Annotated in this window: 7 protein-coding genes; 5 read left to right on the top strand and 2 right to left on the bottom strand. The window is 37.4% G+C overall.

Translation table 11 applies throughout. The annotated features are described in order from the left end of the window. Nucleotides 1-47: 47 nt before the first annotated feature. Nucleotides 48-2,762, bottom strand: a complete 2,715-nt coding sequence (gene malT, locus GLP24_RS00615) for an HTH-type transcriptional regulator MalT (protein ID WP_232615361.1) — start codon at nucleotides 2,760-2,762, stop codon at nucleotides 48-50. A 320-nt stretch (nucleotides 2,763-3,082) separates the two neighbouring features. On the opposite strand from malT, the gene GLP24_RS00610 reads away from it, so the two are divergent. From GLP24_RS00610 to GLP24_RS00595, 4 genes are all read left to right on the top strand, one after another. Then, a complete protein-coding gene (locus GLP24_RS00610) occupies nucleotides 3,083-5,542 on the top strand; it encodes a glycogen/starch/alpha-glucan phosphorylase (RefSeq protein ID WP_232615360.1) in 2,460 nt (819 codons plus the stop codon). 152 nt (nucleotides 5,543-5,694) lie between these two features. Continuing rightward, nucleotides 5,695-7,878 carry a 4-alpha-glucanotransferase gene (gene malQ / locus GLP24_RS00605; RefSeq protein WP_232615359.1) on the top strand — a complete coding sequence of 728 codons (2,184 nt, stop codon included), beginning with the start codon at nucleotides 5,695-5,697 and terminating at the stop codon, nucleotides 7,876-7,878. A gap of 13 nt (nucleotides 7,879-7,891) precedes the next feature. After that, nucleotides 7,892-9,874 (top strand): 1,4-alpha-glucan branching protein GlgB, encoded by a 1,983-nt coding sequence (gene glgB, locus GLP24_RS00600; RefSeq protein ID WP_232615358.1) that lies wholly within the window; start codon nucleotides 7,892-7,894, stop codon nucleotides 9,872-9,874. A 33-nt stretch (nucleotides 9,875-9,907) separates the two neighbouring features. Then, on the top strand, nucleotides 9,908-11,542 hold the full coding sequence (locus tag GLP24_RS00595; protein WP_232615449.1) for a glycoside hydrolase family 13 protein: 1,635 nt from the start codon (nucleotides 9,908-9,910) through the stop codon (nucleotides 11,540-11,542). An 83-nt stretch (nucleotides 11,543-11,625) separates the two neighbouring features. Here GLP24_RS00595 and glgX read toward each other — a convergent pair whose 3' ends face one another. Next, the gene (glgX, locus tag GLP24_RS00590; protein WP_232574608.1) at nucleotides 11,626-13,578 is read right to left on the bottom strand and encodes a glycogen debranching protein GlgX; all 1,953 of its coding nucleotides are present in this window, start codon (nucleotides 13,576-13,578) and stop codon (nucleotides 11,626-11,628) included. Nucleotides 13,579-13,832: 254 nt separating this feature from the next. Between glgX and GLP24_RS00585 the strand changes: the two genes are divergently transcribed. Next, nucleotides 13,833-15,251 carry a carbohydrate porin gene (locus GLP24_RS00585; protein ID WP_232615357.1) on the top strand — a complete coding sequence of 473 codons (1,419 nt, stop codon included), beginning with the start codon at nucleotides 13,833-13,835 and terminating at the stop codon, nucleotides 15,249-15,251. Nucleotides 15,252-15,255: the final 4 nt, after the last annotated feature.

The following is a 15,255-nucleotide window of genomic DNA, read 5'->3' as shown; positions in this document are numbered from 1 at the left end:
TGAAAAAGTGAAAATCCCAGCAATAGGTGATTATTGCTAGGATTTTTTTATGCTGCTAATCCGATCAGTTTTAATAAACTTTCAGCAGTTTCAATGGCCTGATGACGATTAATAATATTTAATTTTTGATATAAATTACGAATATGAGTTTTAATCGTTGTGGCGGCGACATCAAGTTCATTTGATATTTGTTCATTGCTATAACCCGCATAGATGAGCCCTAAAACCTGCCATTCTCGTTGTGTGAGTGGGCTAGAACGAATAAGTTCAGGAATATTGGGTAATGCTAATAGCTTATCAACAAAATTCTCATCAAAATGTACAACCCGAGCCCGTTCTTTACTGGTCATTTCCCGTAATAAATATTGGCAACGGTGTAGTGTTAATTCGTCTAATTTTTTATGTTCAACCAGCGTTTGGAGTAATGTATTGATATCATCACCGACACATAAAAAATCACTGATCATCCCTGAATTATTGCTGACAGTAAGCACTTCATTTAAGGTGGTTAAGGCTTGTTGTGGTTGCTCTGCTTGTTTATATAGTACTGTTTGAATTATTGCATTGCGATGATGATCTGTATGCAAATCATGTTCAATACAATGTTGTTGCATGGTGTTAAGTAACTGCTGCGCTTGATCTGTTTCTTTTAATAGAAGATAAGCTCTGACAATATTACGGGCGTGCAATTGTTGAAAATGATTACAGTATGATTTTGGTAGTGTGATGTTTTTTAACCATTCTTTGATGGCATCAGTATCGTTTTTAGCTTGCCAATATAGAAGACAACTAAAATCATGGTTTGCTAACCAATCAATATGATATGAGGTGTTTTTGACTAAATCATGGCATATATCAAGATAGCGGGTTGCTTTATCTAATTCACCTCGAGATATTGCAATTCTTGCGAGCATAGAATAAGCATGTAATGATTTTGATTTATCAAATGGGGTTAAAATTTCAATACATTTATGCGTGCATTGTTCTGATTCATCTAAACGATGCCAGCACCATAAAATCTGTGCTTTTAAGCGTAACGTAAATTCATGTAATGGAACTTGCTGTAAATGCTGTTCTTGTATGAGTTTAGTGGCGTTTTCTAATAATTCAAAAGCATGGTGAATAGCGCCTTGAGCAATAAGAATCTCAGATTGTTGAAGTAAGGCCCATAACGCTTGATGATAGAAATGATATTGACGTGCCATCTTTTCAGTTTGTTGCATCATAGATAACGCTTGGGTTAAATTTCCTAAGCAATGATGAACTTCACCAATGACCGATGTTGCAACAATACGACTGCGATAAGTCGTTGCAGGTAGTTGTCCTAAGGACTGTTCTGCTAATTTGAGTGCTTGTTGTGGTTTACTTTGATTAATCGCAACTTGTGCCCGTAATGCATTAAATTCACCTTGAATGGCATCATCCAGCGTTAAGTCGCGAGATATTAGTTCAGTTTCACTTTGTGATAATAGCTCACCCACATCATTATAACGGTGTTGGCTTTGTGCGAGCCATGCTTTTAATAAACATAAACGTGGCGAGCCAAATAAAATGTCTTGATTGAGTTTTTCAATGGCATTTTCAAGTAAATTTAATCCACCTTGATGGAACATACTCCAGCCATGAGCAGATAACAGATCGGTTAACAGTGGTTGATTCTCACTCTTAAGCGCATGAATAAGTGCCTGTTGATAATTATGCTGTTTTATCCATGCTTTGGCGGCACTTTCATGTAATTTATTTCGTTGCTGAGGGATTGTCGCATAACGTTGATGACGTAAAAATTCAGCAAATAAATTATGAAAACGATACCAATTATTATCACCTTCTAATGGCGTTAAAAATAGGCCAAAGCGGTTAAGTGTTTCTAACATTGCTAAAGCATCAGATCGTCCGGTTAATTCGGTAATTAATTCAGCATTAAATATGTCTAATATTGAACAATGTAATAAGAAATCTTTAATGTCTTCACTTAATTGATCAAAAACTTCTTCAGCTAAGTAATCCCATAAATGGCTACGATTAAAATTCACTAATGAGTGTGCTGAATCTGCTAATAAATTAGGTTTTTGTTTTGCATGCAAAGCGATAAGTTGTAATGCAGATGGCCAACCTTCAACTTGCTGTCTTAAGTTGCTCAGTAATTGACTCTCAACATGATCGGGCACTCGTTGATGGAAGAACCGTTGGGTTTCTTCTTCATCAAAAGCAAGGCTATCATGATCAACTTCAAGTAATAAATCACGAATACGTAAATTTGCTGTTCCCAATGGTGGAATAGTACGGCTGGTGACAATAAGTGTAATATTATCAGGCATGTGCTTTAAGAAAAAACGCATTCCTTCATGAATACTGTCATCATTAATAACATGATAATCATCTAATACGATGTAACATATTTCTTGATAATCGGCTAATTCAGCAAAAAGTGCATTGATTAATGTCGTAATACAAGCAAACTGACGGCGCTCGGCCATTGCTTGGGTTTTTAAACAGCTATTATTGGTGGCTTTATTTATTGCTTGGAGAAAATAATTAACGAAACGAAAGCTTTCATTGTCGTTTTCATCAATATTAAACCAACCAGTATGTGGAATATCTTTTAACCATTGCGCTGCCATTGTCGTTTTGCCATAACCTGCAGGCGATCGAAACAGGACTAATCGATAATTATTGGCTTGGTTAAGACTTTCAAGGAGGCGAGGCCGTAAAATCGCGTTATGTAATCGTGCTGGGCGAGTAAGTTTAGAAGGTATCCACATAATTAAGCTCTTTAAAGATCCATCATTTAAGGCTAGAAATAGGAATATATACGATAAACGTATTATTCTTGGTGCTTACTTTAACCTTCAGTACGATACAAACAAGATCTCTTATCATTCTGACTCTTCTCATCCCTATAAATTTGAGCTCTCTCACATAATATACGGATGAAGTGCCGAATTTTTACTCGCCGACTACCAATATTTTTCCTACGCCCTTTATTCTCATCCCCATAATCCTTTTATTAGGATGATGTTTCATTATTTGAATCAGTGCAGCATAGATACCAATCAATTAAATCTTACAGTGAGACATAATAATGAAAAAGCGTGGTCAAACACAACAATTTGATAAAGCCTCATTTAAGGCTTCAGTTAAAAAACATTTAGTGACTACTTATGCTCAAAATATTGAAACTGCCAGCGATAAACATTGGTATTTAGCTGTAGGTAAAGCACTTGCTGAAATTAGTACTGGCAATTTACTTGAAACAGAAAAGCGTGTTGCTAATGCAAAAACTCGTAGTATTAACTACTTTTCACTAGAATTTTTAATTGGTCGTTTAACGGGCAATAATTTAATTAGTCTTGGTCTATATGAAGAAATTAATGAAGCCGTTACTGAACTTGGTTTTCAGTTAACTGATTTATTAGAACAAGAACGAGATCCAGCCTTAGGTAATGGTGGTTTAGGTCGTTTAGCTGCGTGTTTTATGGATTCATTAGCAGCTCAAGAGTTTCCTTCTGTTGGTTATGGTTTACATTATCAATATGGGTTATTTCAACAGTCATTTCTTGATTGTCATCAAATCGAATTTCCCGATGCATGGCGTGAAGCAGAGGGTTATCCGTGGGAAGTTCAACGCCCAGAATTGAATCAATTTGTTGGTTTATATGGTGATGTTAGCTCTTATACTGATGATGAAGGACAGCAGCACCGCCGCTGGAATCCTGCCGTCACATTACAAGGCATTGCGTGGGATTTACCTATTATTGGTTATCAAAACCAATCGGTATTTCCGTTACGTTTATGGGAATGTCGAGCGCCTGTACCGTTTAACTTGGCTAAGTTTAGTGATGGTGATTATGTTGGCGCACAGCAAACGCAAATTGCGGCAGGTAATGTAACTAAGATACTGTATCCAAATGATAATCATGATCAAGGTAAAGTGTTACGTTTAACACAACAATATTTTCATTGTGCTTGTTCTATTGCTGATATTATTTGTCGTCATCTTAAAAATGGTCATGAAATTAATTCATTATCAAAATTTGAGGCTATACAGCTTAACGATACCCATCCAACAATTGCTATTCCAGAGTTGATGCGAGTGTTATTAGATGACCATAAACTAAGTTGGGATGATGCATGGGCAATTGTTTCAAAAACATTTGCTTATACTAATCACACCTTATTGCCAGAAGCATTAGAAACATGGAGTGAAGCTTTAATTGGTGAATTATTACCTCGTCATTTAGAAATCATTTTTGAAATAAATCATCGTCTAATGGTTCAGGTTGAAGCTAAATGGCCGGGTAATAATGAAATAAAACGTAAGCTTTCTATTATTGCTGAAGGTCAATCGCGAATGGTTCGTATGGCGAATCTTTGTGTGGCAAGTACTTATGCTGTTAATGGTGTGGCAGCGCTTCACTCTGAATTAGTAAAACGTGATTTATTTCCAGAGTTTGATGAACTATTTCCTGGACGCTTACAAAATGTGACCAATGGAATTACGCCTCGCCGTTGGCTTAAATATTGTAATCCACAATTATCAGCTTTAATCAGTGAAAAAATAGGTACTGAATGGCCTGCTCATTTAGAGCAATTAGAAGCTATTGCTCAGTTTGCAACGGATACTAAATTTCAACAACGTTTTGCTAAAATTAAGAAACAAAATAAACAACGTTTTGCTGACTGGGTTGCTGAAAATCTTGATATTGAATTAGATACTAATGCTATTTTTGACGTACAGATTAAACGACTACATGAATATAAACGTCAGCATTTAAATTTATTACATATATTATCGCTTTACCATCGTTTATTAAATGATCCAACATTTGATATGCATCCTCACGTATTTATTTTTGCGGCAAAAGCAGCGCCTGGTTATGCTTTAGCAAAAGACATTATTTATGCCATTAACAAAGTTGCCGATAAAGTAAATAACGATCCTCGCTTAAATGGTAAGTTGAAAGTGGTTTTTGTGCCGGATTATCGCGTTAGCTTGGCTGAAATTATTATTCCTGCGGCAGATGTATCAGAACAAATATCAACAGCTGGTAAAGAAGCGTCTGGTACGGGTAATATGAAATTAGCACTTAATGGTGCATTAACGATTGGTACGATGGATGGTGCCAATGTTGAGATCCGTGAAGAAGTAGGTGATGACAATATCTTTATCTTTGGTTTATTAGTTGATGATGTCGAAAAACTAAAAGCTGAGGGTTATAACCCCCATACCTATTATGAGCAAAATAGTCTATTAAAAGCATCGATTGATTTATTGGATAATAATGAATTTGATGCTACGGATTGCGCGGCATTTTCAAATATTCGTCATAACTTATTAGAGGGTGGTGACCCATATTTAGTTCTTGCTGATTTTGCTGACTATGTGAATGCACATAATCGTATTGATGCTGAATATCGCGACCAAACTCAGTGGGTTAAAAAGACCATTTTAAATACCGCATTAGTGGGTAAGTTTAGTTCAGACAGAAGTATTCGTGATTATGTAAATAATATTTGGCATTTAACTGCATTGCCTAAGTAATATTAATTCTGCATTGATGCCAGATTTGGCATCAATGCTAATTATTTTTTTTATTATTTTATATTCTTTATTTTTAGTTGATTAAATTTTTAATAATTTGATCATAACAAATCGCATCGTAGTGGAAGTAATTGCCGCTTATGGAGAAAACAATGAAAGATAGCCAAGTATTAAAACAAGTGGCAAAAGCTGCGGGAATTGCTGATAGTTATATTAGTGCTTGGGGGGAGGAAACCCCAGTTGCAGACGAAACGTTACGTCATTTATTAACCGCGTTAGGATATGACGTGCGTAATGATGAAGTGCTATTAGAGTCAAGTGGTAAACATAATCGCGTTGAAGTTTTAGCTGATGTAAAAGTTGTTCGTAGTGGTGAGGCTATCCACATTGAGTTGCAATTAGGTGCTAGCGCTAGAGTGAGCGATTTTAGTTGGCGTTTAATCGCAGAAAGCGGTGAAGTTTTTGAAGGTTGGTTACAGTCGCAATTAGTGAGTGATATGCGCTCTGAAGGTGGCACATTAACATTTTCACTACCTGAATTAGCCTGTGGTTATCACCAGTTTGAATTAATGCGTAAACGTCGTAAATCACCGTATTTAATGACGCTTATTGTTGCACCGACAACTTGCTATAAACAACAACCGTTATTAGATGATAAAAAAATATGGGGAACTAGCGTTCAACTATATTCTATTCGCACTAGTCATAACTGGGGTATTGGTGATTTTGGTGACCTAAAACAATTGGTTATTGATGTAGCTAATGCTGGCGGGGATTTTGTTGGTTTAAATCCAATACATTCTCTTTTTCCAGCTAATCCAGAGGGTGCAAGTCCATATAGTCCGTCATCTCGTCGTTGGTTAAATCTGCTTTATATTGATGTTAGCTCAGTGGCTGAATTTGCTCAAAATGATAAAGCTCAGCAGTTAGTGGGCAGTGCAGAATTTCAACAACGATTAAGTGCAGTTCGTGATACTTGTTGGGTAAATTACAGCGAAGTGTCATCATTAAAAATGGCTGTATTACCGCTGTTATATCAAACATTTGCTACCCGTCATCTTGATAAACATACCGCAAGATCAAAGCAATTTTTACAGTTTGTTTCTGACGGTGGTGAGAGCTTATTACATCAAGCAACGTTCGATGCATTACATGCTCATTTAAAGCAAGAGAACGATGATGTATGGGGATGGCCTGTTTTCCCTCAGCAATATCGTCATTTTGGCAATCAAGCAGTACAAGATTTTATTGCTCAAGAATATGAGCAAGTTGAATTATATATGTACCTGCAATGGTTAGCTGATATACAACTAGCTGAAGTACATGAATTAGCCAATGAAAAAGAAATGGTCCTTGGTTTGTACCGTGATTTAGCTGTTGGTGTCTGTGATTCTGGCGCTGAGACGTGGGCGGATCATGGTGCGTTATGTCAAGATGTTAGTATTGGCGCGCCACCTGATATTTTAGGTCCTCTAGGTCAAAACTGGGGACTTCCACCATTAAACCCTGAAGTGTTAAAGCAAACTGCTTATCTGCCTTTTATTAATTTATTACGTGCAAATATGCGTAATTGTGGGGCATTGCGTATTGATCACGTTTTAGGTTTATTACGGTTATGGTGGATCCCTAAAGGCGAAACAGCTCAACAGGGCGCTTATATGTATTACCCTGTTGATGACATGATGGCAATTCTTGCACTAGAAAGTCACCGCCACCAATGTACTGTTATCGGTGAAGATTTAGGTACGGTACCTGATGAAATCATTGAAAAACTGGCTACCGCAGGTGTTCATTCTTATAAAGTCTTTTTCTTTGAAACCGCCGAAGATGGGGGTTTTTATTCACCAGAACATTATGCACCGCAATCAATGGCTGCACTGTGCACTCATGATATGCCAACGCTTCGGGGCTTTTGGCATTGTGATGATCTTAAAATGGGTAAAGAACTTGGACTTTATCCAAACAGTGACCAATTAGCCCAGTTATTTAATTCTCGTGCAGAGAGTAAGCAAAATATTCTAAATAGTCTTAATTGGCATGGGAATTTACCTGAAGGTGTTGGTTTAGATGCAGCTTATGTTCCGATGGATCGTGTATTAAGTGAGGCTATGCAAGTTCATTTAGCGGGAAGTTCTAGTGCATTATTAAGCTTGCAATTAGAAGATTGGTTAGAAATGGATAAGCCTGTCAATATTCCTGGTACGGTCAATGAATATCCAAACTGGCGTCGTAAGTTATCAACAAATTTAGACGATATTTTCACTCGAGATACGATTAAACGGTTAACTCAGCGTTTAAATCAAGCTCGCGAGAAAGCTAGTCATAAAGCAGATTAAGGTAACGGATTATATGAATTTATCTGTGACTTCTCACAGTGATAATTTACAGCAGCTCGAAAGGGCTGCTTACTGTGATTTAAATCAAATAGTAACTTTATTACCTTGCGCAGCGTTATTACGTGATCCTGCTGCGATGTGTAACGAAATGGGGGCTCAATTTCGTGACGTTACGATTGATGGTGCACTTGTTTCTGGTGTTCGTTTTTTAGTGTATGCCCCTCATGCATCCACTGTTGCTGTTATTGGTGATTTTAATGGTTGGCATGCTAAAGAGTGCCAATTAACACGATTGCAGCAGCCTAATATTGACAGTGGCTTATGGGGAATATTCATCCCTAATCTAAAAGCCGGTGAACGCTATAAATATCAATTAAGCGATCAGTATGGTAATCAATTGCCAGATAAGACGGATCCTTGGGGATATTATGCCGAGCAGTATCCGTCGTTTTGTTCATTAACCTATCAACAATCTTGTTATCAATGGCAAGATGAGAAATGGCAAACACGGCCAGTAACCGCAAAACATCAGCAACCATTGTCTTTTTATGAGTTGCATATCGGCTCTTGGCGACGTCACGAGAATGGTGATTTTTACACCTACCGTGAATTGGCTGAAACATTGATCCCATATATAACTGAAATGGGGTATACCCATCTAGAGTTAATGCCGGTTTCCGAGCATCCATTTTATGGTTCATGGGGCTATCAACCGATTGGTTTATTTGCACCAACAAGCCGATTTGGTTCGCCTGATGATTTTAAATATTTCATTGATCAATGCCATCAAGCAGGGCTGGGTGTTGTGTTGGATTGGGTTCCTGCCCATTTTCCGGCCGATGAGCATGGCCTTGCTAACTTTGATGGTACTGCACTTTATAACGACCCCGATCCTCGTCGAGGTTGGCACCAAGATTGGAAAAGCTACATTTATGATTATGGGCGTGATCATGTGCGTCAATTTTTAGTTTCAAATGCGTTATTTTGGTTTGAGCATTTCCATATTGATGGCTTACGTGTTGATGCTGTGGCATCGATGTTGTATTTAGATTATTCCCGTAATGACGGCGAGTGGATCCCTAATGCTGATGGCGGTAATTATAATTATGATGCCATTAGTTTATTACGTTGGATCAATGAAAAAATTTATGCCCATTACCCTAATGCGATGATGATCGCTGAAGAATCTACCGCTTTTCCTGGCGTCTCTAAGCCAACAAATTTAGGTGGCTTAGGTTTTGGGTTTAAATGGAATATGGGCTGGATGCATGACAGTTTAGCTTATATAAAAGAAGAATCTATTTATCGTTGTTATCATCATAATACCATTACGATGCCGTTACTTTATGCCTTTAGTGAGAACTATATTTTATCACTCTCACATGATGAAGTGGTTTACGGTAAAGGTTCATTAATGAATAAAATGCCGGGTGATGAGTGGCAACAAACGGCAAATTTACGGGCATATTTAGGCTATATGTACGGTCAGCCTGGCAAAAAATTAAATTTCATGGGAACGGAAATTGGTCAAACGGCTGAATGGAATCATGATGATCAATTGCAATGGTTCTTACTGCAATTTGCACGTCATCAGGGGATGAAGCAGTTAGTTAAAGATTTAAATCATATGTATTGCTCTTACCCTGCGCTATACCAATTAGATTGTGATCCTTCTGGGTTTGAATGGCGAATTGGTGATGCGGCTGACGACAGTTTATTAGTGCATGAACGTTTTGATATTGTCGGAAATAAGGTATTGGTTGCGTCTAATTTTACACCGGTTCCAAGAGAACAATATCGAATTGGTGTACCGTTAGAGGGGACATATGAACTGATATTAAATACTGATGATGCTTTATATTGTGGCAGTGATTATTCACTGATTACAACAATTAAAACTGAAGCAAAAGGCAGTCATGGTCTCTCTGATTCAATCTCGATGGTTATACCACCATTAGCAACCGTATTTTATCGATTCATACCTAATCCAGCATAACGGATACAGTGATAGGAAGTGACAATCATGAGTATATTAACAAATTGGTGGCATGATGCCGTTGTTTATCAAATATATCCCCGTAGTTTTTGTGATTCAAATAATGACGGTATCGGTGATCTTCAGGGCATTATTTCTAAGTTAGATTATTTACAAAACTTAGGGATTAATGTGATTTGGTTATCGCCTGTTTATCGTTCACCAATGGATGATAACGGCTATGATATCTCTGATTATCAAGATATTGCGCCTGAATTTGGCACTATGGCTGATATGCTGCAGTTGTTAGATGAAGCCAAATATCGAGGAATTCGAATCATCATGGATTTGGTGGTCAACCATACTTCAGATGAACATCCATGGTTTGTTGCTGCTCAATCATCGATTGATAATCCATATCGAGATTATTACGTATGGCGAAAACCTAATGCAGATGGTACACCCCCTGATGATCAAGGCTCACTCTTTGGTGGCAGTGCTTGGCAATACGATGAGCCATCAGGCGAGTATTATTATCATTTATTCTCAAAGCGTCAGCCAGATCTGAATTGGGAAACCCCTGCGGTTCATCAAGCGGTATTTGATATGATGAATTGGTGGATAGATAAAGGCATTGGTGGCTTTAGATTAGATGTTATTGATTTAATTGGTAAAGAAGTCGATAAAGGTATTACAGGTAATGGTCCTAACTTGCACCCATTATTGCAGAAAATGAGTCAGTCTACTTTTGGTGATAAATCGTTATTAACGGTAGGTGAAACATGGGGAGCAACGCCTGAAATTGCAAAACTATTTAGTGCTGAGCAACGAAATGAATTATCCATGGTATTTCAATTTGAGCATATTACATTAACGTGGGGAAATGGTGACAAGTGGCAACCTATTGATTTTAATCTGCCAGCATTAAAGCAAGTGTTAACCAAATGGCAGGTTGAATTAGAGAATGAAGGTTGGAATTCTCTGTTTTGGAATAACCATGACTTACCTCGCATTGTGTCAAAATATGGTGATGAAGGGCAATATCGGGTTAAATCTGCAAAAATGTTGGCAACAACGTTACATTTTATGAAGGGTACACCTTATATTTATCAAGGTGAAGAAATTGGTATGACCAATGTTGCGTTTGATTCTATTGATGATTATCGCGATATTGAAACCTTGAATTTTTATCACGAGCGCACTGCAAATGGTGTGTCTGAAGAAACGATGCTAGCCGCTGTGCATGAAAATAGCCGCGATAATGCCCGTACTCCAATGCAATGGGATAGTTCAGATTATGCGGGTTTTTCAACGTCACAACCGTGGATTAAGGTAAACCCTAATTATCCAGAAATCAATGTGGATGCGGCACTGCATGACACGCAGTCTATCTTTTATCATTATCAACGGCTTATTGAATTGCGACGAGCATTTCCGTTGATTGTGGGGGGGCGGTTTGTACCACTATTAGAGCAGCATGAGCAAGTCTTTGCTTACATACGAGAAGACGATCATCAGCAAATAGTCGTAATGAATAACTTTAGTGATCAGACCGTAGAGATTATTTTACCTGACGCTTTAGCGCATTGCGGCTTAGAAACGTTAATTAATAACTATGAGCCACATGTGCAGTTTACTAATAAACTGTTATTACAACCTTATGAATCCTTTGCTGCGTTAATTGTTTAGTTAACCGTTTAGTTAATCGATAAGTAGTTATAAAAATGCCGACCTTGATTACGTCGGCATTTTTTATTTATTTATTTATTAATTTAATTTGAGCGATATAAGATAGACATAGAATGTGCAGGTTGAAGATAAGAAACATTAATATCTTCGATAATTATATTCTGGGTACTGGTGTCACAAACTATATTCCATTTATTATCTTTGGGTAAAATAAAGGTTAGTGGATTATTTGTTCCGTTAATTAAATAGAGTAATTCGCCATGATTATTGAATAAATCAATATGTAAGGAAAAATGATCGATATCTACCCATTGCTGAGACGTGATTTGTATACCATTAGCATCTGACCAAGTAATAGTATTTTTTGTTCTATTTTCATTACTGAATGCACGAATAACATCAGGCATGAGTTGCTGACGGATAGATATAATATCAGTTAACCATTGCTGAAAAGCGGTATCTATCTTTGATAATTTCCAATTAGCCCAACCAATAGGAGTATCTTGACAGTACGCATTATTATTACCTTGTTGGCTATGTGATAAACTATCGACAGCAAGTAAATGAGGAATACCAAAACTAAATAAAAGCGATACCATTAAATTGCGTTTTTGTTGATCACGTAATAATAAAATAGCAGTGTTATTTGTTTCGCCTTCGATACCATGATTATTAGAACGGTTATCGCTATGCCCATCACGATTATTTTCACCATTAGCTTCATTGTGTTTTTCGTTATAAGAAACGAGATCTTGAAGCGTAAAGCCATCATGGTAACTAATAAAATTAACAGGTAATTTTTGGGGCCAACGACTGGCACTGAATAGATCTCTTGAGCCCATTAGACGTGTTGCGAAATTTTTGGCTATATTCGGTTGTTGTAACCAATAATTTTTTGTTATATCTCGGAATTTATCATTACATTCATGCCAATTATCCGGATAGTTTCCTAATTGATACCCATTAGGTCCAATATCCCAAGGTTCAGCGATAAGTTTTACCTTTTGTAAAATAGGGTCTTGAGCGACAGCCATAAAGAATGCATTGTGCGCAGAGAAATTCTCATGATCTCGCCCAAGTGTTGTAGCAAGATCGAATCTAAAACCATCGATATGATATTCTTTAACCCAATGACGTAGGCTATCTAGCACTAGAGTAAGGCTTGCTTGGTGCGTTAAATTAAGCGTATTACCACAGCCGGTATAATTCATACATTGGTCATGTTCATTTCGGAGATAATAATCATGATCAAGCGCTTTTAGGTGGAAGCATGGGCCATTATTATCACCTTCTGCCGTATGATTAAAGACCACATCTAAAATTACCTCAATATCATGCCGATGCAATTCTTTAACCATAAGTTTAAGTTCTTTTACGGCATCATTTTTTGCATAATTTGGATGAGGGGCCATAAAACAGACACTGTTATAACCCCAAAAATTGGTTAAGTTATTTTCAATTAAGTGTGGTTCAGTGACAAATGAAATGATGGGTAATAATTGAATGCTAGTAATAGATTGTTGTTTGAAAAAATCAATAATATCAGGTTGACACAATCCTAAATAGTTTCCTTGATAAGAGGGAGCAATAGTCGGGTGTTGTTGAGTAAATCCTTTGGCGTGTAATTCAAACAGTATTGTTTTTTCGATAGGATGATTAGGGGGAGTGTCGTCTTCCCAATCAAAAGCATGATCGACAACCACTGATTTTGAGAGTGTCCAGCTTTGTTCTGCATCTAAAGGGTAATGATATTCTAACGGTTTACTCAGTTTATGGGCATAGGGATCGAGTAATAGACGATTATTGCCATTATCGTTGGTAATTTTATAGCCATATTTTGTGGCTGATTTTATATTTGGAATAAAGAGATAATATATAATTTGATCATCAGTATTTAAACTATATTCATAAGAGTCATTATCGTTCGTGAATATAATTAATGAAATAATTTTATCTGGGCTATGAATGGCGAAATTACAGCCATCATTATATAATGTTGCCCCTAAAGGGAATGGCGAGCCTTGTTTTTTTTTCATTTAATTATCTCTGATTTTTTTCGTATATATATTGTTGTTTTCTATTTTACTACTAAATTTTATATTTCTTATCATCCTCATTAATGTGATGAATATCACCAACTAATTGAAGTGAAATATTTCTACGCCCTAAATGTCACCCTTATAAATAATTAAAAGAGGAGGATGTTTACGTCCATGGTTCTAGGGAATACTAGGCCTAAAGGTTGCCCTACAGCACCTGCCTATTATTACAAACATAAAGGGACAGATGGATGAAATTCACATTGATGCCAATCGCAGCAGCTTTATTAGCCGCACTTACGTCGACTACTGTTTTTGCTGCAGATACACAAGATTCTAATAATGTTGATGCTGATGTTATTGCAGCAGAGACTCAACCGGTTGATTCACAGGCAGCGGTTGAAATGTTGACAGATGGTTGGGAAGTGCATGGTTATGGTTCAATGAACTACCGTTCAAATTCTGATTTTCAATCATTTGACTCTGAACTCGGTAAACCTGATTATCGAACAGCTGGCACGTCGGGTAAGAGTGCTAACCAAGTTGAATTGACTGTTAAAAAGAAAACAGCATTTTCAAATGGAGTTAAGAGTGATTTTGTTGTTCGTGCTGAGTACGGTAACGGAGATTCTTACTATTACAGTTCGCCAGGTGCAGAAAAAACCAATACAGTAGCTCAATTTGAAGTTAAAGAAGCTTACGTTGCTTTATCTAATTTACCTTATTTAGGTGAAGGTACTGAAATCTGGGCTGGTCGTCGTTACTTTAATCGTGCGGCTGGTATTTTAACGGGTGAGTTTTGGAAGCAATCATCAGGAATGGGGGCTGGTTTTGAAACTACGTTAGCCAATGAAAATAAAATGGGTATCGCTTTAGTCTCTGCTGATCCAGAAGCAGGGCATGGAATTAACTGGGAAAATCCAGATTTTCAACCTGCACGTCCTGCTGATGGTGATCGTACAACAGTGCATTCATTAAATTTGTATTATTACAATGTCAAAGCATTAGGCGGTAGTTTTGATTTTGACGCTAAAATCATGAAACGCGCAGATGAGAAACTGACAGGTGATCAAGCTAAAGATGGTTATGGTTTTGCCGTTACTTATAACCGTGATTACTACGGCTTAGATGGCTGGACACAAACAGCATTGGCTTACGGTCATGGTATGGCGTCTAACCGTGGTGTGAACTTTGGTCAGTGGAGTGGTGATTGGCAGAAAAATTCCAAATCCTGGTTTGCAACATCATACGGTGTATTAAATATTAATGATCGCTGGCAGATGGGCTCTGAATTAACGTACTGGGCACCACAAGATATGAAGTGGGGGGCGACTTCTGATGGTAAAGATAAAGTGACTCGCTTTATTGCGGCATTCCGTCCTACTTATAAAGTAAATAATAATTTCCGTGTTGAAATGACGGGTTCATATGCGATGGAAAAAGTGAATGGTAATCATTGGGGTCGTGAAGATAATGCCACTAATTTCTATAGCTTAGAGCTTGCACCTGTCTTTACTGTTAATGCTGATTACTTTGGACGTCCACAAATTAAACCTTACATCACATGGGTTAGCACCTCTGATGAAGCAGCTGCGGGTGCTATCGGTATTACTGACGCCAATAAGAAAGATCAAGTTGTGTTTGGTATCCAAGCTGAAATTTGGTTCTAAGACA

This window comes from Photobacterium carnosum (genome assembly GCF_021236965.1).
Taxonomy (GTDB): domain Bacteria; phylum Pseudomonadota; class Gammaproteobacteria; order Enterobacterales; family Vibrionaceae; genus Photobacterium; species Photobacterium carnosum.
This window is presented reverse-complemented; position numbering and strand designations above follow the sequence as displayed.

Coding starts and splice junctions, on each gene's coding strand:
- malT (WP_232615361.1), bottom strand. CDS start 2,762: ATGTGGATACCTTCTAAACTTACTCGCCCAGCACGATTACATAACGCG.
- GLP24_RS00610 (WP_232615360.1), top strand. CDS start 3,083: ATGAAAAAGCGTGGTCAAACACAACAATTTGATAAAGCCTCATTTAAG.
- malQ (WP_232615359.1), top strand. CDS start 5,695: ATGAAAGATAGCCAAGTATTAAAACAAGTGGCAAAAGCTGCGGGAATT.
- glgB (WP_232615358.1), top strand. CDS start 7,892: ATGAATTTATCTGTGACTTCTCACAGTGATAATTTACAGCAGCTCGAA.
- glgX (WP_232574608.1), bottom strand. CDS start 13,578: ATGAAAAAAAAACAAGGCTCGCCATTCCCTTTAGGGGCAACATTATAT.
- GLP24_RS00585 (WP_232615357.1), top strand. CDS start 13,833: ATGAAATTCACATTGATGCCAATCGCAGCAGCTTTATTAGCCGCACTT.